Annotated in this window: 18 protein-coding genes; 15 read left to right on the top strand and 3 right to left on the bottom strand. The window is 62.9% G+C overall.

The window, feature by feature from the left end; all coding sequences use genetic code 11:
* Positions 1 to 96: 96 nt before the first annotated feature.
* The 15 genes from Q1V60_RS17465 to Q1V60_RS17395 all read left to right on the top strand — a co-directional run bounded on the left by Q1V60_RS17465 (position 97) and on the right by Q1V60_RS17395 (position 19,885).
* A complete protein-coding gene (locus Q1V60_RS17465; RefSeq protein ID WP_300632827.1) occupies positions 97 to 612 on the top strand; it encodes a sigma-70 family RNA polymerase sigma factor in 516 nt (171 codons plus the stop codon).
* Positions 599 to 1,549 (top strand): FecR domain-containing protein, encoded by a 951-nt coding sequence (locus Q1V60_RS17460; RefSeq protein ID WP_300632824.1) that lies wholly within the window; start codon positions 599 to 601, stop codon positions 1,547 to 1,549. The genes Q1V60_RS17465 and Q1V60_RS17460 overlap by 14 nt, the downstream gene beginning before the upstream one ends.
* A gap of 102 nt (positions 1,550 to 1,651) precedes the next feature.
* Complete coding sequence (locus tag Q1V60_RS17455; protein WP_300632822.1) at positions 1,652 to 4,135, top strand: TonB-dependent receptor; 2,484 nt, start codon at positions 1,652 to 1,654, stop codon at positions 4,133 to 4,135.
* A gap of 393 nt (positions 4,136 to 4,528) precedes the next feature.
* Complete coding sequence (locus tag Q1V60_RS17450; RefSeq protein WP_300632821.1) at positions 4,529 to 5,968, top strand: undecaprenyl-phosphate glucose phosphotransferase; 1,440 nt, start codon at positions 4,529 to 4,531, stop codon at positions 5,966 to 5,968.
* A complete protein-coding gene (locus tag Q1V60_RS17445) occupies positions 5,968 to 7,428 on the top strand; it encodes a mannose-1-phosphate guanylyltransferase/mannose-6-phosphate isomerase (protein ID WP_300632819.1) in 1,461 nt (486 codons plus the stop codon). The genes Q1V60_RS17450 and Q1V60_RS17445 overlap by 1 nt, the downstream gene beginning before the upstream one ends.
* A 1-nt stretch (position 7,429) precedes the next feature.
* Complete coding sequence (locus Q1V60_RS17440) at positions 7,430 to 8,341, top strand: glycosyltransferase family 2 protein (RefSeq protein WP_300632818.1); 912 nt, start codon at positions 7,430 to 7,432, stop codon at positions 8,339 to 8,341.
* Between the two features lie 29 nt (positions 8,342 to 8,370).
* Positions 8,371 to 9,147, top strand: a complete 777-nt coding sequence (locus tag Q1V60_RS17435) for a polysaccharide biosynthesis/export family protein (protein WP_300632817.1) — start codon at positions 8,371 to 8,373, stop codon at positions 9,145 to 9,147.
* 13 nt (positions 9,148 to 9,160) lie between these two features.
* Entirely contained in the window at positions 9,161 to 11,152 is a 1,992-nt protein-coding gene (locus Q1V60_RS17430; protein ID WP_300632815.1) for an exopolysaccharide transport family protein, read from the top strand.
* Positions 11,152 to 12,342: a glycosyltransferase gene (locus Q1V60_RS17425; RefSeq protein WP_300632813.1), complete on the top strand. Its 1,191-nt coding sequence runs from the start codon at positions 11,152 to 11,154 to the stop codon at positions 12,340 to 12,342. The genes Q1V60_RS17430 and Q1V60_RS17425 overlap by 1 nt, the downstream gene beginning before the upstream one ends.
* Positions 12,332 to 13,660, top strand: coding sequence for a cellulase family glycosylhydrolase (locus tag Q1V60_RS17420; RefSeq protein WP_300632811.1), 1,329 nt, complete (start codon positions 12,332 to 12,334; stop codon positions 13,658 to 13,660). The genes Q1V60_RS17425 and Q1V60_RS17420 overlap by 11 nt, the downstream gene beginning before the upstream one ends.
* Before the next feature lie 8 nt (positions 13,661 to 13,668).
* Complete coding sequence (locus Q1V60_RS17415) at positions 13,669 to 14,886, top strand: glycosyltransferase family 4 protein (protein WP_300632809.1); 1,218 nt, start codon at positions 13,669 to 13,671, stop codon at positions 14,884 to 14,886.
* Positions 14,877 to 15,980, top strand: a complete 1,104-nt coding sequence (locus tag Q1V60_RS17410; protein WP_300632807.1) for a glycosyltransferase family 1 protein — start codon at positions 14,877 to 14,879, stop codon at positions 15,978 to 15,980. Before Q1V60_RS17415 ends, Q1V60_RS17410 begins: the two co-directional genes overlap by 10 nt.
* A complete protein-coding gene (locus Q1V60_RS17405; protein WP_300632805.1) occupies positions 15,977 to 17,410 on the top strand; it encodes an O-antigen ligase family protein in 1,434 nt (477 codons plus the stop codon). Before Q1V60_RS17410 ends, Q1V60_RS17405 begins: the two co-directional genes overlap by 4 nt.
* Complete coding sequence (locus Q1V60_RS17400) at positions 17,410 to 18,819, top strand: lipid II flippase MurJ (protein ID WP_300632803.1); 1,410 nt, start codon at positions 17,410 to 17,412, stop codon at positions 18,817 to 18,819. Before Q1V60_RS17405 ends, Q1V60_RS17400 begins: the two co-directional genes overlap by 1 nt.
* Before the next feature lie 22 nt (positions 18,820 to 18,841).
* Positions 18,842 to 19,885 (top strand): acyltransferase family protein, encoded by a 1,044-nt coding sequence (locus Q1V60_RS17395; protein WP_300632801.1) that lies wholly within the window; start codon positions 18,842 to 18,844, stop codon positions 19,883 to 19,885.
* A 59-nt stretch (positions 19,886 to 19,944) separates the two neighbouring features.
* Here the strand turns inward: Q1V60_RS17395 and Q1V60_RS17390 are convergent, their stop codons facing one another.
* The 3 genes from Q1V60_RS17390 to Q1V60_RS17380 form a co-directional block, all read right to left on the bottom strand.
* Entirely contained in the window at positions 19,945 to 20,517 is a 573-nt protein-coding gene (locus tag Q1V60_RS17390) for a DUF4174 domain-containing protein (RefSeq protein ID WP_300632800.1), read from the bottom strand.
* 153 nt (positions 20,518 to 20,670) lie between these two features.
* A complete protein-coding gene (locus tag Q1V60_RS17385; protein ID WP_300632798.1) occupies positions 20,671 to 21,303 on the bottom strand; it encodes a glutathione S-transferase in 633 nt (210 codons plus the stop codon).
* A 48-nt stretch (positions 21,304 to 21,351) separates the two neighbouring features.
* Positions 21,352 to 22,018 (bottom strand): DNA polymerase domain-containing protein (locus tag Q1V60_RS17380; protein ID WP_300632796.1); only part of this gene is annotated, 667 nt, incomplete at its 5' end.

Raw genomic sequence — 22,018 nt, 5'->3', positions numbered from 1 at the left:
CTGGCTTGCCTGGGATTTTGCTGTCATTGCCCATTCCTACATCCTACGACTAGAATGCGAAACATTATCAATTAAGACTGCTGCGCCAGGATGCCCATGTCGAGCGATCACCCACTGGACCATGCCGCCATCGGCCAGCTGTACCACACCCATCATGCCTGGCTGCGCGGCTGGTTGAGCCGGCGCACCGGTTGCCGCGAGCACGCCGCCGACCTGGCGCAGGAAACCTTCGTGCGCCTGCTCAACGCGCGCAAGCAGCAGACATTGCAACAACCCCGCGCTTACCTGAGCAGCATTGCCCGCAGCCTAATGATCGACCAATACCGGCGCCGTGAACTGGAGCGCGCCTATCTGGAAAGCCTTGCGTGTTTCCCGCAGGCCGAGGTGCCCTCCGAGGAAACCCGCTTGCTGATCCTCGACAGCCTGGAGCGCATCGACCGTTTGCTCGATCAACTCAAACCGCGAGTGCGTGAGGCGTTCCTGTTGGCTCAACTGGACGGCCTGACCTGCCCGCAAATCGCCCTGCGGCTGGGGGTTTCCAAGGCCACGGTGGAGCGCGACCTGTCCAAGGCGCTGCATGCCTGTTATCGGTTGCGTTATGCCCAATCCTGACCCGCGCCTGGTGGACCAGGCGATCCAATGGATGATCAAACTGCGCTTCAACAGCGCTGACGACGCCAGCACCGCGGCCTTCGAGCAGTGGCTGCACACCAGCACCGCGCATCAACTGGCGTGGCAACAAGTGGCGACGATGAATGACGACTTCAGCCAATTGCCCGCCCGCATCAGTCGCCAGGCACTGGACGGCGCGCGTCAACGCATCAGCCGACGTGAAGGCTTGAAGCTGCTCGGGCTGCTTGCCGGCGCCGCCGGTTTGACCTGGCTGGGCCGCGACTACACGCCCCTGCCCGCGCTGATGGCCGACTACCGCACCGCCACCGGCGAGCGGCGCTGGGTGGCATTGGACGCGGGCAGCAAGGTCCAACTCAACAGCGCCAGCGCGATCGACGTCGCGCTGAACAGCGAACGGCGGCTGGTGAGCCTGCGCCAGGGTGAGGTGATGGCCAGTACCGGCGCCGATACTCGCCCGTTCTGGGTGCACACCCGCGACGGTTACCTGAGCGCCCTCGGCGCGCGCTTTGTGGTGCGCGAAGAATCCCAAGGCACGCTGCTGGCGGTGCAGCAAGGTGTGGTGGCGGTGTTTGCCGACAGCCATGCCGCTCATGCGCGCCAAGTGATCAAGCCCGGCGAGCCGGTGGTGTTCGACCGCAACGGCGTACGCCCTGCCCCGGCCAACGGCCTCGACCCCTGGGCCTGGAGCGAGGGTGTGATCAGCGCCCACAACATGCGCCTGGATGACTTCCTGGCCGAACTGGGCCGTTACCGAAACGGCTTGGTGCGTTGCAGCGAAGCCGTGGCCGCGCTGCGGGTATCGGGCACCTATCAACTGGACGACACCGATCAAGTACTCACATTGCTGGCCCAGTCGTTGCCGGTCAACCTGACCTACCGCAGCCGCTATTGGGTGACGTTGTCGTCGCGGGCTTAACCGTAAAAATAAATGAGGTGAATTCTCATTGCCGCTCGACCTGTAAGGAAAGGCCGATCAACAGGCCGGATTTTATCCACTTCTTCAGGAGCATCCGCGGTCATGCAAGCGTTCCCCTCCACACGTTTATCCCTCAAGCACGCGGTACAGGCCGCCCTGTTCGGTGTCTGCCTGGGCGGTGCCAGCCTGCCCCTGGCGGCGATGGCCGACAGCGCTGCCGATACCCAGGCCCGTGACTGGCGGATCGCCCCCGGCCCGCTCGCCTCGGCCCTTGACCAATTCGCGCGCCAGGCCGGCATCAGCCTGTCTTACGACGCTACCAGCGTGGCCGGCAAGAACAGCAGCGGGCTCAACGGCAGCTTTGACCGTGAACACGCCTTGGGCCAATTGCTGCGGGGCCAGGGCCTGCAAGCCCAACGTCAGGGCAGCAGCACCTGGCTGCTGCTACCGCAAACGGCCGAGGCCGGCGCGCTGAACCTGGGCGCCACGCTGGTCACCGGTGAACGCCTGGGAGCAATCACCGACGGCACCGGTTCCTACACCACCGGTGCGGTCACCATTGGCAAAGGCGAACACAGCCTGCGCGAAACACCGCAGTCGGTGAGCGTGATGACTCGCCAATTGATGGACGACCAGAACGTCACCACCATCGACGACGTAATGGAGCGCACGCCGGGGATCACCACCTATGAATCGCCCATGGGTGGCAAGTATTTCTATTCCCGCGGATTCAAGATGCTCGGCCAGTACCAATACGACGGCGTGCCGCTGGACATGGGTAAAGACTACGTGCAGGCCGACAGCTTCAGCGCCAACATGGCGATTTATGACCGCGTGGAAGTGCTCAAAGGCGCGGCCGGCATGCTCAAGGGCGCCGGCACCGCCAGCGGTGCGGTGAATTTCGTGCGCAAGCGGCCGCAGGCCAGGCCGACGTCCAGCCTGTCGCTGTCCGCCGGCACGTGGGACAACTACCGCGCCGATGTCGACACCGGCGGCCCGCTCAATGACAGCGGCACGGTGCGTGGCCGCGTGGCATTCAGCCAACAGGATCGCGGCGCCTATATGGATATTTCCAAGCGCAAGGACCGGGCGTTTTACGGCGCGCTGGACGTCGACCTCGATACCGACACCACCCTGGGCCTGGGCGCCAGCTATGAAGACGTTGACGCCAGCCCGTGCTGGGGCGGCTTGCCGCGCTACAGCGACGGGAAAAGCGCCAAGCTCAGCCGCTCCACGTGCCTGGGCCAATCCTGGAACGACTGGCAAAGCCGGCGCGCCACGTTCTTCGCCGACCTCACTCATCACTTCAACGATGACTGGAAAGTTAAAGTCGCCGCCGTGCACAGCCGTAATCTGCAAGACACCAAGTACGCCGCCAGCGAGGGCACCATCGCTTACGGCGACCCGCTGCCCACCGCCAATTCCTATGCGGCCCTGATGGATTACGACCATAAAGACTTCGGCCTCGACGCCTACGTGGACGGAAAATTCGAAGCCTTCGGCCTGGAACATGAGTTGATCCTCGGAGCCAACGGCAGCCGGGGTACCCAGGACGACATCTATGCCATCCAGAACCTGCCCGGACGCCAGAGCATCTACCAGCCCGACCACCACTTTCCGGAGCCGGCCAATGGCACCTTCTGGCCGAACATGTACCGCGGCGGCACGGTCAAGGAAACCGCCACGCAATACGGCACCTACGCCACCCTGCGCCTGCGCCTGGCCGAGCCGTTGATGTTTATCGTGGGCAGCCGCGTGAGCTGGTACGACAATCGCCGCCAGTCCAATACCCTGGGCTGGGGCGAATGGAGCGTGCAGGACGCGCATACCCGGGAGACCGGCGAAGTCACCCCTTTCGCCGCGCTGATCTACGACCTCGACGAGCACCTGTCGGTATACGCCAGCTACGCCGATATCTTCCAGCCGCAGAGTTCCTATGCAACGGCCGATGGCGCGGCGCTCAAACCGAAAATCGGGAACAACTACGAGCTGGGCATCAAGGGCGAATGGTTCGACGGGCGCCTCAACAGCTCCCTGGCGCTGTTTCGTGCGGTCGAGAAAAACGGCGCCGAGACCGACTTCCTGAGTTCTTGCCCGACCTCCGCCGATGGTTATTGCTATACCGACACCGGCAAAGTGCGCGCCCAGGGCGTCGAAGCCGAAGTCAGCGGCCAAGTGCTCGAGCGCCTGCAGGTTTCCGGCGGCTACACCTACACCCAGACCAAATCGCTGAAGAACATCGACAGCAGCCTTGAAGGTGGCGCCTCCAATACCTATGTGCCCCGGCACATGCTGCGCCTGTGGGGCGATTACCAGCTTGAGGGTGCACTGGCCAAGTGGAGCGTGGGGGCCGGCGTCAATGCACAGAGCAGCAATTATCGGGTGCAGGGCATCAAGCTCGAGCAGGCCGGTTACACCGTGTGGGATGCACGCTTGGCGTACCGTGTGGATGACACTTGGACCATCGCGCTGAACGGCAAAAACCTCTTCGATAAAAATTACTATCAAACCGTGGGCACAGCGTCCTGGGGTAATTTTTATGGCGAACCGCGCAATTTCACCGTCAGTGTGAAAGGCGCGTTCTAATCCTCCCTCCCAAGGGCGATTGCTTTACGCAATTCGCCCCTGCGTGTCCCCTTTTTCTGCCACACGAAAAAACCTTTTCGCAGCCGGCAGGAAAATTCTCACATTTGTTTCTACACTCAAAATCACCTCCCCAAAGCCAAGTGCCAGCACCAGGAACGTCAAGCATATGACATGCAAAAACCTGATCTACTCGACAACAATGCCGAACCCACCGGCCCGTCAATGTATTGACTGATCCGCACAAGGAGTCTCTTTTAGCCATTTTTCCCGCAAAACTTCCTTCATTTGGATGGATTCACTTGGATGATGGTTGCGTTTTAACCAGATTTAGTTCGCCGCCTGCTCAGTTGAACAGTCGCAAAGCGGACTTGGTATGCAATGAGGGACGTTTGTATGCGAGAGAAGTCATCAGTTGTCAGTTTGTTTTTGACTCGTGCAGGTTTCGTTGAATTTTTTGTTATTTTTGTCAAGTTGATCCATGGCCTGACCGCCATTCTGCCACCGCTGGTGCTGGCGTTTTTGCTCGACCCGATGGCGCTCGAGATGCGCTCGCGCTTTCTGGGTCTGTTGCTGTTTTTCGCCTTCCTGACGATTATTTTGTTCCAGGCCCTGGGCATCTATTCCGAAGAACTGTTCAGCAACCGCCTGCGCTTGCGCGCCAAAATCGTGGCCTGGTCGTCGGCGTTCTGCATTCTGCTGTTCATGTACCAGATCCTGCAGGTGTTCCCGCAATTGAACCCGCGCAATCTCGTGGCCTGGTACTTCGCAAGCCTGGGGCTGTTCTGCCTGGAGCGCATGATGATGCTGCGCCTGTACCGCAGCCTGATGCGCAGGGGCAAATTCCTGCAACGCACGGTGCTTCTGGGCTTCACCGACACCGCCGTGCATATCGCCGACCACCTGCAACGCAATGGCGATATTCGCTCCGGCCTGATCGGTTTTATCGACGACCGCACCGAACGCATACCCAAGGAGCTGAGCAACCTGCCGCTGCTGGGCAACACCCGCGACCTGGAAAAGTTGATTCGCGCCGAGCAGGTCAACCAAGTGATGATCTGCCTGCCTTGGTCCGCCGAGCAGCGTATCCTCGGGCTGGTCAATCGCCTGCGGCAGATGTCGGTGAACGTGATGCTGGTGCCGGACATGGCCGCCCTGCGCTACGGCCACAGCCACATTACCGACGTGGGCGGTATCCTGATGTTCAACACCTCGCAGTTACCGCTGCGCGGCTGGTCGCCCTTTATCAAGCGCTGCGAAGACCTGTTGCTGGCCAGCATTGCTTTGGTGGTGCTGTCGCCGTTGATGCTGTTGACGGCCGTCGCGATCAAACTCGATTCCAAGGGCCCGGTGCTGTTTCGCCAGAACCGCTATGGCTACAACGACAATGAAATCCGCGTGTTCAAGTTCCGTTCGATGTTCACTGACCAAAGCGACTTCACCGCCGAACGCCAGACTACCCGCCAGGACCCGCGTATCACACGAGTCGGCCGCATCATCCGCAAGACCAGCATCGACGAGCTGCCCCAGTTGTTCAACGTACTGCTGGGCAACATGTCCATGGTCGGCCCGCGCCCCCACGCCACCGCCACCAAGGCAGCGGGCATTCCTTTTGAAGTGGCGGTGAGCGAATACAGCTCACGGCACCGGGTCAAGCCAGGCATCACCGGTTGGGCGCAGATCAACGGCTACCGGGGCGAAACCGATACCCTGTTCAAAATCCAGAAACGCGTCGAGTACGACCTGGAGTACATCTCCAAATGGTCGGTGTGGTTTGACTTGTACATCGTTTTCATGACGGTCCCGGCCGTCCTTTCCACCAAGGAAGTCTATTGATGAACACCCTCAACGGATTGATTCCCTGCATTATTTCCGGTGGTTCGGGCACACGCTTGTGGCCGGTGTCCCGGCAGAACATGCCCAAGCCGTTCATGCGCATGCGCGACGGCCAGAGCCTGCTGCAAAAAACTTTTCAGCGTGCCGCCCGCCTGCCCGGCGTGGAGAGCGTGCTCACGGTGACCAACCGCGACCTGCTGTTCCGCACCCTGGATGACTACCGTGGGGTCAACAAGGCCCACCTGCCGCTGGACCTGCTGCTCGAACCCTTCGGGCGCAACACCGCAGCGGCGATCGCCGTGGCGGCGCTGCATGTGCAGGAACATTTCGGCAGTGACGCGCAACTGCTGGTGATGCCCGCCGACCATCTGGTGCTCGATGAAAGCGCATTCGCCGCCGCCGTTGCCCAGGCCCGCGACCTGGCCGAAGCCGGCTACCTGGTGACGTTCGGCATTCAACCCGACCACCCGGAAACCGGTTTCGGCTATATCGAAAAAGGCGAAGCGCTGAGCGTGGGCAACCGGGTCAAGCGCTTTGTCGAAAAGCCCGACCTGGCCACCGCCCAAACCTACCTCGACGGCGGCAAACACCTGTGGAACGCGGGCATGTTCTGCTTCAAGGCCAGCACCCTGGTGGCTGAACTCAACACCCATGCGCCCGACGTTCTGATCGCCGCGCGTGCCGCCCTCGAACACAGCCAGCACCTGCAGAACAAAACCTCGCGTCAGCGCGAACTCGACAGCGACGCCTTTGCCAGCGCGCCGGACATTTCCATTGACGTGGCGCTGATGGAAAAGTCCGGGCAAGTGGCCGTGGTGCCGTGCGACATCGGCTGGAGCGACATCGGTTCCTGGGAAGCCCTGCGCCAGCTCACTCCCAGCGACGCCCAGGGCAACCAGGTCAATGGCGAAGCGATTTTGCATGACGTGCACAACTGCTACATCGACTCGCCCAAGCGCGTACTCGGTGCGGTCGGCGTGCGTGACCTGATCATCGTCGACACCCCCGACGCGCTGCTGATCGCCGACGCCCATCGCAGCCAGGACGTGCGCTACATCGTGGCCGAGCTCAAGCGCCAGAACCACCCGGCGTTCAGCCTGCATCGCACTGTCACCCGGCCGTGGGGCACCTACACCGTGCTGGAGGAAAGCAGCCGCTTCAAGATCAAGCGCATCGTGGTCAAGCCCCTGGCGTCGTTGTCGCTGCAAATGCACCATCACCGCAGCGAGCACTGGGTGGTGGTCAGCGGCGCGGCGCAGATCACCAATGGCGAGCGCGAATTCCTGATCAACGCCAACGAATCCACCTATATACCGGCCGGGCACAAGCACCGCCTGACCAACCCCGGCATCATCGACCTGGTGATGATCGAGGTACAGAGCGGCGAGTACCTGGGCGAAGACGATATCGTGCGTTTCGATGACATCTATGGGCGTGCGCCCGCCGACGTGAAGAAGTGACATGCGCACCTCGTTGATCATCCCGACCCGTAACGCGTCCAGCCATTTGGCGCGGCTGCTGCCCGCGCTGAAGATGCAGACCCTGCAGCCGGACGAGATGCTGGTGGTCGACAGCGCCTCGAGCGATGACACCGCAGCGCGCTTTCGCGAATACGGCGCGCGGGTCGAGGTGATCGATGCCCGCGACTTCAACCACGGCGGCACGCGGCGCTGGGCCAGTGAACAGGTGAACGGTGACGCCTTGATTGTGATGACCCAGGACGCCATTCCCGCCGCGCCCGAGACCTTCGCCAACCTGCTCGCTGAATTGCAGCAAGACCCGCTCAACGGCGTGGCCTACGGCCGGCAACTGCCGCACCCTGGCGCCGGTGTGCTGGGGGCGCAGTCGCGACACTTCAATTACCCGGCCCAAAGCCGCAGCAAACGCCTGGCCGATGCACCGGAACTGGGGATCAAGACCTGTTTCAGCTCCGACTCGTTTTCCGCGTACCGGCGCAGCGCCCTGCACGCCGTGGGCGGCTTCCCCGCCGACGTCATCGGCAGCGAAGACGCCTACGTCGCGGCACGCATGCTGATCGAAGGCTACACCGTGCGCTACGCCGCGTCGGCCCAGGTGTACCACTCCCACGATTACCGACTCATGGATGAGTTTCACCGCTACTTCGACATCGGCGTGTTCTACGGTCGCGAACCGTGGATACGCCAGGCCTTTGGCGATGCCGGCGGTGAAGGTAAACGCTATGTACTGGCTGAACTCGCAGCATTGCGCGCAGCCGGTGCATTGCACCGCGTACCCGAAGTGCTGGTGCGCAGTGCGTTCAAGTTGCTCGGCTATCGGCTGGGGCATCAGGAACGCCGGCTACCTCTCGCCCTCAAGCGGCGCATCAGCATGTTCCCCGGTTATTGGAGGTGAGCATCATGACCTACAGGAAATCCTATTTGATGAAACGAACCGTGCTCGTCCTGGCCATGATGGCCTTGGCCGCCTGCAATACACCCGCGCGCATCGTCGCGCCTGACGACAAGGCCGTCGAGGAAGGCAAGCGCGCCCTCGACCAACTGGCCCAACTGCCACCGGCAGTGGAGCGCATCCGCGTCGGCGATCAGTTGCGCATCGTGCGCGACGCCGGGGAAATGCCGACACTCTCGGCGTTCAACGTCAGCACGATCTATGAGCTGACGCTGTACACGGTGCAAACCGACGGCAAGATCAACTATCCGTTCCTGGGCCCGATCCAGGTGGCCCGGCGCACTCCGTCCGAGGTGGCGAGCGAGCTGAGCAACAAGCTCGCGCCGGTGTATCGCGAACCGCGGGTGACGGTGAATATCAACCAGGCGCCGGCCAACTCGATCATCGTCGGCGGTGCGGTGAACAACCCGACCGCCGTGCAGATCGCCACGGCCAACACCCTGGAGCAGGCCATTATCGGCGCCGGCGGGGTCAACCCGGCGGGCGACGCCAGCATGGTTGCGCTGCTGCGCGAAGATGCCCAGGGCTACTATCGCGCCTACTTCCTGGACTTCAGCCAATACCTCAAGACCGGTCCCAACGGGCGTAAACAAGTGCCGCTGCAACGCGGTGATGTGGTGTTCGTGCCCAAATCCAATGTGGGCGAGCGCATCCAGGGCGTGGATACCTACCTGAACCAACTGATCCCATTCACCAAGTCGATCGGGGTTGGCTACAACTACACCCGAACCAGCGGCGGCAGTAACTGAAGGAGCGACATCCATGATCGAGATCCGTTCTTTTCGCGATCTTCTGCGCCTGTTCTTCATCTTTCGCAAGGAGTTCAGGCTGGCGGCCATCGCGGCGCTGGTGATCATTTTGCTGGGGGCTTTCCTGCTGCCGGCCAAGTACGAATCCACCGCGCGCCTGTTGGTCAAGCCGGGGCGGGACTCGACGCTGCCGATCGAAATCAGCAACCGCCAGGCGCTGGTCATGCCCAGCACCCAGCGCGACCCGATTGTCGATGAGGAACGCCTGCTGACCGGGCGCCCGATCGTCCGCGCGGTGGCCGAGCATTACCTGGAAGTCATCGACAAAATGCCGCCGCCGGAAGGCTTCTGGAAGCGCACCAAGTCCTATGTCAAAAACGGCATCGGCGCGGTGTTCGACGGCATACGGGTGGTGCTGGAAACCGTGGGCGTCGTCGAAAAGACCACACCGGTGGAGCGCCTCGCGGCGAGCCTGGAGAAGAACTTCGAAGTCAGCCACGCGGCGGGCTCCACGGTGATGGACATCAGCTTCAAATGGGGCGACCCGGAAATCGCCCAGGCGGTGGTCAAGAGTTGGGTCGAGACCTACATCAACGAACGCACCCAGGCCCTGGGCCGCAAGAGCCTGTATGCCTTCTATGAAGGCCAGGCGGCCAACAGCGCGACCGAAATCAAGAGCTACAAGGAGCAGATCCTCACCCACTTGAACCGGATCGGCGCGGCGAGCATCACGGATCGCCTGGAAGATTTATCCGAACGCATCAACGTGCTGCGGGGCGAGACGTTCAACACGAGTCGCTTGATCGCCTCGTCCGACAGCGCCATTGCGAGCACGCGCACCCAGCTCAAGACCCAGCCCAAGGAAGTGACCACGGTTCGCCAGATTGCGCTGAACCCGCAGCAGCAGGATTTGCGTCGTCTGCTCAACCAGAAGCTGCTGGAAAAGGCCGACATGATGCGCACCTACACCGACAACGCGCCGCCGGTCAAAGCCCTGGATGCGTCGATTCGAGCGATGCAGGTCCAGGTCTCGAATGAAAGCAACACCGTGCAAAGCTCGGAAAACCGCGCGCCGAACACCCTCGAGATCCACTTGCAGCGCGTGCTGCTCGACGAGTCCAGCAACAACCTGGCGCTGCGTACCCAACTGGTGCAACAGCAGAAGCAACTGGTCAATCTCGAAGCGCAACGCAAGGAAGCCCTGGAGATTGAACCGGAGCTGGCGCGCCTGTCCCGTGAGCTGAATACCACCGAGCGTAACTACGCGCTGTACGTGGACAACCTGGAAAAATCGCGCATCGACCGTGAGCTGGATAACAGCCAGATCAGCAACATCGCGGTGATCGAGGAAGCCACCCTGAACCCAGGCCGCATCTTCCCGAAAACCCTGCTGATGCTGTTGCTGGCGATCCCGTTCGCCATCGTCGTCGGCCTGCTGGTGGTCTACCTGTGCTACCTGCTCGATCAGCGCATTCACGATGGCGGCTTGGTGGAACGCAAGTTCGGCCTGCCGCTGTGGACCACCCTGCCGGAGCTGGACACCAGCACCGCGCAAAGCACCAATGCGTTCAATGCGAGCATCTACCGACTGTACGGCCTGCTGCAGTTGGATCGCGTGGCCGAACGCGGCATGACCCTCGGGTTGACCTCGGCGCGCCACGGCGAAGGGGTGACTTTCGTGGTGGAGCAACTGCGCCAATTGCTTCAGGAAAACGGCATTACCGTGCGCGTCGGCGGAGCTGCCCAGGCAGCACCAGGCGAAGTGGTGCTGCTGGACGCCTCGGCGCTGCTGGACAACCGCGATGCGTTCGTCAACCTGCGCCGCGCCGACCTGATCGCGCTGGTGGTGGAAGCCCAGAAAAGCACGGTGCCGGTGGTGGAGCACGCGCTGTCGATCCTCAATACGGCGTTCGGCAAAGTCGACGGCATCATCATCAACCGACGTAAATTCGAAGTGCCGGCCAAAGTGCTGCGCACCATCGCCAAATACCGGGGGGCGTTCTGATGCGCATCGCCCTGCTCGCGCCTTTGCCGCCGGAAAAGAATGGGATCGCCGACTATGCGAACCATTTCAAGACGGCACTGGAGCAACTGGGCGTGACGGTGCTGACACCGTTGAGCGGCGTGGAAGGCTCGAGCGCGGCGATCAAGCCCGCAATCGCCGCGTTCGACTGGCGCAGCGTGGACCTGGTCCACGCCGAGCTGGGCGGCGGGCGTCTGGGGGAATTCCTGGCGTTGCGCGAGTTGCGCAAGGCCTGCCCGAGCCTGCCGCTGACGGCCACGGTGCATGACCCCGAGCGCATCGTGTGGCGGCGCGAGCACCTGCCCTTCCCTCTCAACCTGCTGGAGCGCCTGCCCAGCCCGTTGCCCCAGGCGGCCGTGGTGCTGGCGGATCCCTTGACCCTGCGCGAAGAACGCCATGTCGCCCGTGGCCTGACCCGGTTGATCACCCTGACCCGCCTGGGCGCCGATTGCCTCAGCCAGCGCATGCAATTGCCCGCCGGCAAAGTGGCGGTAATCCACCACGCCAACCTGGCGATTCCAGCAGTGGCGTTGCCGCCGCTGGATACGCTGCACCTGCTGTATTTCGGATTTATCTACCGTGGCAAAGGTATTGAAGACCTGTTGCAAGCCCTGGCCGCCGTCTTCGAGCAAGCCCCCGAATTGCGTGACCGTGTGCGCCTGACCCTGGCTGGCGGCACTGCCGCCGAAATGGCGTTTGGCGCGGGCGGCAATTACCTGGAGCAGTTGAACCGCCAGATCGCCGACCTCGGCCTGGCGGGCTCCATCGATTGGCGGCTGAACCTGCCGGCTGACGAAATAGCTCAAACGATCCAGGCCCACCATGTGATGGTGCTGCCGTATCGCGAATCGAAAAAACTCGGCCTGCTCGGTCGCCAGCGTGGCACCAGTGGCGCGTTGTCCTGGGCCGCCGCATGCGGGCGCGGGGCAATTACCTCCGATGCCCGAGCGTTCGCCGAAGAAGTTGCCAGCGGTAACGGCGCGATCTATCCCGAGGGCGATGTGGCCGCGCTGGGCGCGCAATTGTTGCGCCTGGCCCGTACGCCGACGTTGGCCCAGGATTGGGCTGAACGCGCCGGGGCAATCGGCCGCGAACGTTTGTGGCCGCTGACGGCGCAGCACTTCAAACAGCTCTTCGAACAAGCGATTGCGGGGGCCGCATATGGCGCGTAAACGTACGTACTTCATCACCTTTGCGCTGGTCGCCGCGCTGAGCCTGACCGCCTTTATCTGGGGGCGCCAGGCCGACGCCGAGAGCCATGTGCTCAAAGGCAACAAGGTGGTGGTGTGGAAGGATTTCCTTGGCGTCAACGCGCAGTTCCTGTGGTTCAGCCCCGAGCGCTACCAGCTGCAAATCGACCGCCTTAAGGACCTGGGCCTGGAATGGGTGCGCCTGGACCTGCACTGGGACCGACTGGAGCCGGTCGCCGACCAATACCAGGTGGCGACGCTGGATGAGTTAGTGACCAAGCTTAAAGACAACCAGCTCAAGTCGGTGTTTTACCTGGTCGGCTCGGCGCCCTTTATCACCACCGCGCCGGTGGGCGCGCCTTACCAGGATCAATACCCGCCGCAAGATCCGAATGTGTTTGCGATCCGCATGGCCCTGTTGGCCCAGCGCTACCCCAGCGTCGACGCCTGGCAGGTGTGGAACGAACCGAACCTGCTGGGTTTCTGGCGCCCGCAGGCGGACCCGGCCGGTTATGCCGGGCTGCTGAGCACCACCGCCGCCGCACTGCGCGCAGTCAACCCGAACAAGCCGGTGGTCGCGGCCGGCATGGCGTTTTTCAGCGAAATGCCCAACGGCCAGACCATGCTCGACGCCCTTGATGCCCTCGGCGTGCCGAGCCTGAACACCGTCATGTCTTACCACCCTTACACCCAACTGCCCGAAGGCAACGACCCTGCCAACCCCGACTTCGTGGCCAAGACCACCGCGCTCAACCAGAAGCTGCGCAACAGCGGTGTAAAAACCTTGTGGAGCACCGAGTGGGGTTGGTCGAACTACCGCGGTCCCAAAGAAGCCCAGGACATCATCACCCAACAGGGCCAGGCCGATTATGTGATACGCCGCCTGGCGCTGATGAGCGCGCTGGATTTCGACAGGATTTTCCTGTTTACCCTGAGCGACCTCGACCAGCGCGCCAGCGTGCGCGACCGCGCCTACGGCTTGCTCGATATCGACGCCAAGCCCAAGCCGGTCTACACCGCGTTGAAAAATTTTCTCGCCGTCAGTGGGCCGCAACTGACCCCCGGCGACCCGCCCACCGCCGACCAATTGCCCGACGGCCTGTTCAGCATCGGCTGGACCCGTGCCGACGGGCGCAAGCTGTGGTTTTTCTGGTCGGCCCGTGGCGGTAACGCACACTTGCCGAACCTGGCCAGCGCCACGCTGTATGACCCGTTGCGCGGCACGCAAACACCGGTGAGCGGCACCAAAGGGCTGACTGTCCCGGTGAAGACGAACCTGCAAATTCTGTTATGGGATTAAAGCCCGGCATGCGCATTTTATGGATCCTGCCCTACTCGCCCTGGCCCGCCACCAGCGGCGGCAAGACGCGCCAGTTCCACCTGCTGCGCAGCCTGGCGGCGCGGGGGCACCGGATCACCTTGCTGCTGCATGACAAGCATCCGGTGTCGCTGACCGATCGCCACGTGCTCGAAGCGTTTCTTGAGCAATTGATCGTCCTGCCCCGCCGCCCATTGCGCAGCGTAAAAACCCTGGTGGCCGGCCTGTTTGCGCCTTACCCGTTGCTGGCCAGCGTGAATGGTCTGTCGGGGGCGTTGCAGGACACGTTCAACCAATTGCTCAACGAACATTGGGACGTGGTGCAGATCGAGCACACCTACACCTTCCAGCCTTACGAAGATGCCCTGGCGCGCCAATCCCAACCCTTCGTGCTGACCGAACATAACGTTGAGTCGGCGCTCGGCGCGGCAACGTATGACCGCCTGCCGCGTTGGGCGCTGCCGTTCATTCGCTACGACCAATGGCGCTACACGCGCTGGGAGCGGCGGGTGATGCGCCAGGCTGCCCAAGTGGTGGCGGTGACCGACAGCGATGCGCAGGTGCTGGAAACAATCGCCGGCAAACCGGTGCCGGTGGTGGTCAACGGCGTGGACTGCGACCATTTCGCCGGTGCCCACCCAGACCCCTCGACCCGCCGCGTGCTGTTTCTCGGCAACTATGAATACGCGCCCAATGTGGATGCGATCGAATGGGCGCTGGATGAAATCCTGCCCAAAGTCTGGGAACGCTGCCCCGAGGCGCGCATGAGCGTGTGCGGCTTCGGCATGCCCGACAGTTGGCGCCAACGCTGGCAGGACCCGCGCATCGAGTGGCAAGGCTTTGTGCCGAACCTGTTGAACCTGCAATCGACCTGTTCAGTGTTTCTCGCGCCGTTGCGCCATGGCGGCGGTTCCAAGCTCAAAGTGCTCGAAGCGCTGGCGGCCGGCCTGCCCCTGGCCAGCACCGAACAGGGCGTGTCGGGCCTGGATCTGGTGGACGGCCTGGACTACCTCGGCGGGCAAACCGCCGCCAGCCTGGCGGACGCCGTGGTGCGCCTGCTGCAATCGCCCGAAGCCGCCGCGCCCATGGGTGAAGCCGGCCGAGCCTATGTGCGGCGAGCCCACGACTGGAGCGTTGCCGCCAGCCAACTGGAGCAGGTGTACGCCACCCTTTCGCCGCTCAATCAAAAGGAGCCCGCATGCGTATAGGCCTGGATTACCGCACCGTCGGCACCTCGCCGCAATCCGGCATCAGCCGCCAGGTGTATGCCCTGGAAGGCGCCCTGCGCAGCATGCCGGAGATTGAACTGGAGCGGTTTACCGTGGCGCCCCTGGGCGATGAAATGCGTTCACAGGCACACTGCCCGGCCTGGGGGTGCGCGAAAACGGCGATGCACCAGCCGCAGAACCGCTTGCGCTTCGAAGCCGGTTTTCTACCCCGCGCCCTGCGCGAACAGCACATCGACCTTTACATCAGCACCTTCAATATGGGCCTGCCGCTGCCGCCCAAACCCAACGGGTTGCGTACCGTGGTGCTGCTGCACGACCTGTTCCAGATCACCCTGGACAACTACCACGCCAGCCGCGTGAAGGCGCTGCTGTACAAGACCACCGATCGCCTGTCGATTGCCTACGCCGTGCGCAGCGCCGACCGGGTATGGACGCCCTCCCAGTACAGCGCCGACGAAACCGCAAGGTTGTTCCCTCAGGCGGCGGGCAAGATTCGCGTACTGCCCAACCAAGTGGATGGCTTCAACGAACCGCCGGCCGACCTCTCGGCCCGTCAATTGCCCCAGGGCTTCTGGCTGTTGGTCGGCACCCGTGAATTGCGCAAGAACGTGCCGTTCCTGGTGGATGCCTGGCAACAGGCGCGGCGCCAATCCCCCAGCGTGCCGGAACTGGTGCTGGTGGGCAGCCTTGAGCACCTGCCCGAAGCCCAGCGCAAGCTGCCGGGCATTCGTGCGCTGAGTGGCGTCAGCGACGCCGAGTTGCACGGGCTGTACCGCCAGGCGTCACGTGTGTGGCAACCCTCCTACGCAGAAGGTTTCGGTTTGCCGGTGATTGAAGCGCTGAGCGTCGGCACTCCCGTGGCCGTGGCCAGCGGTACCTCGCTGGACGAAATCACCCCGCCGTCGGCGCCGCGCTTTTCGCCCACCGAGGGGCCCGCATTGGTACAGCTGATGCTGAACCTGGCTGAGCGCGGCGATGAAGCCTCGCCCGAACAACACCGCCAATGGGCCGAACGGTTTAACCAACACGCCTATCGCCGGCGCCTGGCCGAATTGATCGAGGAACTGAAATGAGACTCCCCCTCGCAAGCCTCGTCGCGATCCTCTTCGGCGTGCTGTTTGGCGTGATCGCCCTGGCCCTGTCACCGGCCAAGGCGTTTCTCGCCGTGGTCGGCCTGGCGGCGGCGGTGACCATCCTGCGCTTTCCATTCTGGGGCTTGTTGCTGTTCGCACTGGTCGCGACCTTCATGCCCTATTCCACGGTCAACCTGGGCATCCGCAGTACCGTGAGCGAAGCCATTCTTGCGCTGACCTGGGGCGCGGTGCTGTGGCAGGGTTTTCTGGCACGCCTGCCCGACGCGCCGCGCCTGGCTCGTCGCCCCACTGACCAGATGCTGCTGTGGCTGATGCTGTTCAGTGTGTTCCCGTTTATCGTCGGCCAGGTCAGCATCCACGCCGAAACGAGCGGCGTGGCCAACTGGCTGCGCTGGTTGCTCAACCTGTCGGGGGTGTTTCTCACGGCCAAGTTGCTGGTGGATTACAAGCGCCGCGAAAGCCTGGTGATTGCCTTGCTGCTGGGCACCCTGGCGATGCTGGTGATGTCGATTGCGGTGTTCGTGCGCACGCGCTCCGGGGCAGGGATTGCGCCGATACTGGCGCTGCTCAATTACGGCAACTTCGACATGTTGAAATTCGGCCTGGAAGCCATGTCCTCGCGCATGGGCTCGCCTTGGATGCACCCGAACGCCATCGGCGGAATCATGGCGCTGCTGCTGCCTCTGGCCTTCTGCTACGGCATGACCGAACAGGGTTGGAAACGCGCATTGGGCTTGGGCGTAGCGTGCCTGGGGGCGGCGGCGTTGCTGCTGGCCAGCAGCCGGGGGGCGATGGTCAGCCTGGCGCTGGTGCTGATGTGGATGGCCACCCGGCGCGTGCCGTACACCGGACGTTTACTGATGATCGGCGCTGCGCTGACCGTGGCGTTGGTGATGGCTTATCCGCCGTTGCAGGAACGCCTGGCGACTATTTTCTCGTCGAGCAACGCCAGTACCGAAGTGCGTTTTGACGAATACAGCATGTTTCCGCAGGCCGTGGCGGCGTATCCGTTCGGCATCGGCTTCAAAGTCGACCCGCCGGTGCCGGGTACGCAGTTGCTGGGAATCTCCAACCTGTGGCTGAACTTTATCTACAAGACCGGCGTAGTCGGCATGCTGTTGTTTATCGCGGTCACCGTGCGCTGGTGGCGTGAAGCCCGCCCGGAAAAAGGCCCGATCCGCCTGACCAAAGACAACGCGCTGTGGCTGGGCAGCATGGCCGGCATCCTGTCGGCACTGGTCAGCGGTTTGTTTGACCACTATTTCAGTTTTGCCGTAGTGATGGTGGCGCTGTTCTGGCTGATGGTGGGGATTAATGTACTGGAGGCGCGCCGCTTGTTCCCGGCGCGCCTGCCTCAGGTCAAAACCGTGGTGTTTCGCAAGCCGGTGCTTGATGGTGCGCGGTCCTGATGCTTGGCTCCGCCGCCTGGCTGACCGTGGCGACCCTGCTGGGCCTGTGCCTGGGATTTGCGCGCGAGTGGTTGCTGGTGGCGGCCTGGGGCGCGGGCGAGCGCAGTGATGCGTTCCTTGTGGCGCTGTTCTTGCCCGAGGCGCTGCGCATGTCGCTGGCCGGCGGCGTGTTGAGTGCCGCCGCGCTGCCGCTGTATCTGCAACGCCAACACCGCGAACGCCTGGACTGGCTGGCGGTGTTGTTCCCGACGTTGCTGTTGATTGCGCTGCTCACCAGCCTGTTGCTGATGCTGTTGGCGCCGTGGTGGGTGCAGCTGCTCGGCCCTGGGCTGGCGGCCAGCGCCACGGCCATGGCCGCGGGCAATCTGCAGATTGTGGCGTGGTGTGTACCGGGCCTGATGCTGCATGCGCTGTTCAGTGTTCCATTGCAGGCCAGCGAGCGCTTCGTGCTGGCGGGCTTGGGTTCGCTGCTGTTCAACCTGCCGCCGGTGACGTACCTCGCATTGGCAGGCACCGCCAGCCAGCCGCACAGCGTCGCGCTGGCGTGCCTGATCGGCAGTGGCTTGATGCCGTTGGCGCTGCTGCCGTCGATCTGGCGCCAGGGCTGGCGACCCTGGCGCATGCAAGTGTCGCTCGCACCCTTGCGCGAGCTGGGCCAGCGCATCGGCCCGCTGTTGCTGAGCAATGGCGCCAGCCAGGGCCTGGCGTTGATCGAGCGCCTGGTGGCGTCGTTGCTGGGGGAAGGCGCGGTGACGTGGGTCAACCTGGCACGCAAGCTGATGAACCTGCCGCTGATTGCGCTGATGAGCCTCAATCAAGTGCTGCTGGGCATGATGAGCCGACGCCAGGGCGATGAACGCCTGGCCCTGCTCAAGCGCGGCCTGGAAACCGCCAGCGTACTGACCTTGCCGGCCGGCGTCGGGCTGGTGGCGGCGGCACCGAGCCTGGTGGCGCTGCTGCTGCCCAGCCAGGCGGCGGGCTCGCCGCTGCCGCTGTTGCTGGCATGGTTTGCCGTGCCCTTGGTGTTCGGCGCATGGAACGCCCTGCTCGCGCGTTACGCCTACGCCGCCGGCGATACGCGTCAGCCGCTGCGCTGCGAACTGCTCGGCAGTCTGGTCAACGTGCTGCTGCTGGGCGTGCTGCCGTTTGTGGTTGGTTTGGCCGGCATTCCCTTGGCGGCGCTGGCGGGCGTGGTCTGCACCGCGCTGCTGCTGATGCAGCGCCAGGCGTTGCTCAGTGCCCTGCCCTGGGGGCGGCAATGGCTGCTCGGCGCCGTGCTGGTGGGGCTGGCGGCATTGGTGTTATTTGGAATCGAAGACGTATGGCTGCAACTGGGTTTGAGCACCCTGGCGGGCGCCGTGGTGTTGCTGGGGATGGGGCTGTGGCTGAAGCCGTGGCGCAAGGCGTGAATGATCGTTCGGGGCGACTTAAATGAAACATCGTTGGGTTCAAATGGATATCGCCAAAGGCGTCGGTATCCTGATTATCGTATATGGCCACAGTTGGTTTTCCGCCAACTCGCCGGACTTGCAGTACGCGATCCTGGCGTCGTTCGTGCTGCCGTTGTTCTTCTTTTTGTCCGGGGTATTTTTCAAGCCCGAGCAGCCATTCGTGGAAATGGCGGTGCGCAAGGCCGATGGCCTGCTAAAGCCGTTCTTTTTTACCATGCTGGCGTATGTGATCGTACGCGATGTGCTGCGCGGGCAACCGTTGCTGCCGGATATCGGCGGCGTGCTGTATGCATCCGTGGACACCATCCCGTGGCAGGCCTTGTGGTTTTTGCCGCACTTTTGGGTGGCGATCGTGTTCAGTTGGCTGATGCTGCGGCTGATCCAGCGCCTGAAGCTGCCGTTGCTGGCGGCTTGCTTGCTGGTCGGCGCGCAACTGTTGCTCGGCATCTGGATGCTGCCGTGGTTCTGGCAAGTGCCGGTCACCGTGGGAGAGCAGACCTGGACGCTGCCCGGTCTGCCCTTCAGCCTCGACGTGACACTGATCAGCAGCACCTACTTCATCTACGGCTACCTGCTGCGCGATTGGCTGCGTCGGCATGAAGGCTCGCTGTTGACCCTGGTGATTTCGGTGGTGCTGTTCGCCGCAGTGTTCCTTTACAGCCACGACACCATGGACCTGTCGCAGCGCCGCTACGACCACTGGTTGTGGACGAGCCTGCTGGCGGTGATCGGTGTGTACCTGTGCTGGGCGCTGGCGCGGGTGTTGATGGTGTCTACCGTGCTGACTCGGGCGATGACCTACATCGGCCAATCCACGTTGATCCTGTTGATTTTCCATGGGGAGATCCAGCACAAAACCTTCGACCTGATGGAGCGCCTGGGTTTGCATCCGGTCATGGCGGCGTGTGGGGCCTTTGTAGTGGCCGTGGTCGTGCCGTTGCTGATTGGGGAAGTGATCAAGCGGGTGGCATTCCTGCGGTTTTTCTACTTTCCGTTTCCGGTGCGCAAAGCGCCAAAATCTTAAGCACGCTGCGGCGTTGATGTGGGGGAGGCAAGCCCCTCCCACATTTTGGATGTGCATGCTCAATCGTCCAGTTGCGGCGGCGCGGGCTTGCTGCCGGGTTTGCCGGGTTTCGCGCCCTTGGCTGGAGCGGGTTCGACCGGCGCAGGTTCCGGCGCGGCAGCCGCTTCTTTCTCGGCCATCGGCATCTGGTCGATGGCACTGAAGAACTCTTTCAGATCGAGCGTATCCGGCGGCACGTTCTTCTCGAGTTTCTTGTCACCGTCCTTGCCCACCAGGATCACCTTGGTGCCACTGCCGACCCCGAGTTTAAGGGCGCGGATCAGCGCATTGGTTTCAGGCGGTGTGAGCTTTTTGCTGTCCTTGGGGTCCTTGGCGAACTTCTCGCCCTCGGCGCCGATGCTGCCGAACTTCACGGTGTAGAGCACCATGCTGCGCTCTTCGAAGGACTGCTTGGTGGCGGGCTCCTCCAGTTGTTTCTTGAGCGTGGCCAACGTCGGGTTACCCGCGTCGAGTTCTACTACGACCAGCGGGCGGGTTTTGCCCGTCTCCAGCGTGAGCGGATTATCATCGGCAGCCAACAACGGCCCCGTAAAAGCCATCAAGGTAGCCAGGGTCAGCGACCGGATGAGCATGCGCACCTCCTTTGAATTCCATGCAGGGTTCTTGAGTTTCATGTCTGCGACAGTCAAATTCAAGGATGATTCCTACGCTACCTTGAGAAGCGTAGGTCAGGATGCACGCGGTGCAAGGAGTTGGAGGGTGGCGGGGGTCATTGTTTCCTCTGATTACGAGACTTCCCACTGCGGCCAATGCCGGGCGAACACGGGCGCCACGACCGGGTCGGCATCCACGCGCTCCAGGGTTCGCGCAAAGCCCGGCGCCAGGCTGCGCAGTGCCTCGCGCGCTTCATCCCAGCGCGACACCGCCGCGGCCATGATGCCCAGTGCATTGGGCACGTTGTCGGGCGTAAACAACTGGTCGGCAAACTGATTGGCAAACACCACCCAGGCCTGATGCAGATAGCGCCGCGTGCCGGTGGCCAGTTGCGCTTGCAGGGTTTCATCCACGTCGCCCAGCCAGCGTTGCGGATAGTCGATGATGCCGATGGCCGAATAGCAATTGGCAGCGATGTACAACAGGCCGCGCAGGATCTGCGCGCGGTTGCCGGCCAGCAGGTCGGCGTGGGGATACTCAAGGCCGAGATGGATCAGGATGGCAGCGCTTTCGGTCAGCACCTGGCCATCGGGCGTGACCAGGGTGGGAATCTGTTTGAGTGGGTTGATCCGCGCGAGGGCTTCGCTGCCCTCGCCGTCGTGCCAGGAGCTGGCGTCCACGCGATGCCAGGGCACGGCGCAGCGTTGCAGCGCAATCTCGATCATGCAGGAGCCGGATTCGTCGGTGCCATAGAGCGTGTACATGGGTGTTTCCTCCTAAGCGTAGGTCTTGCAGATGGCGTGGCCGATGGCCTAGAACAGGCCCATCTGCCCGCCCACCAGGGTGCCGAAGTCATCGTTCACGAACGGCAGGATCGCGTCGGCCACCGGCTGCAGTTGGCGGGTCACGTAATGATCGTAGTCGATAGGCGCTTGCCGCACTTCCAGCGGCTGCGGCCCATTGACGCTGATTACATAGCTGATCCAGCCGCCGCGCTGGTACTGGCGCGGACGCCCGAGGCGGTCGTTGTATTCATCGGCCAGGCGTGCGGCGCGTACATGCGGCGGAACGTTGCGTTCGTAGTCATGCAACGGCCGGCGCAGGCGCTTACGGTAGATCAGTAGCTCGTCGAGTTCGCCGCTCAAGGTACGGCGCACATAATCGCGGACATACTCCTGATGGGGCTGGCGATGGAAGATGCGCCGGTAGAGCTCCTGCTGAAACTGCCGGGCCAGGGGCGACCAGTCACTGCGCACGGTCTCCAGCCCTTTGTAGACCATCTCTTCGCTGCCATCGTCGCGCACCACCAGGCCGGCGTAGCGTTTCTTGCTGCCCTCCTCGGCACCGCGAATGGTCGGCATCAGGAAGCGGCTGAAATGGGTTTCGTATTGCAGCTCCAGGGCGCTTTGCAGACCGTACTCCGTGTGCAGATGGCTGCGCCACCAGTCGTTGACGTGCCGCACCAGCGCCTGGCCGATG

Origin of the sequence: Pseudomonas sp., assembly GCF_030147005.1 — a bacterium.
Classification (GTDB): Bacteria; Pseudomonadota; Gammaproteobacteria; order Pseudomonadales; family Pseudomonadaceae; genus Aquipseudomonas.
Note: the sequence above shows the minus strand (reverse complement) of the source record. Positions and strands in the feature narration are given on the sequence as shown.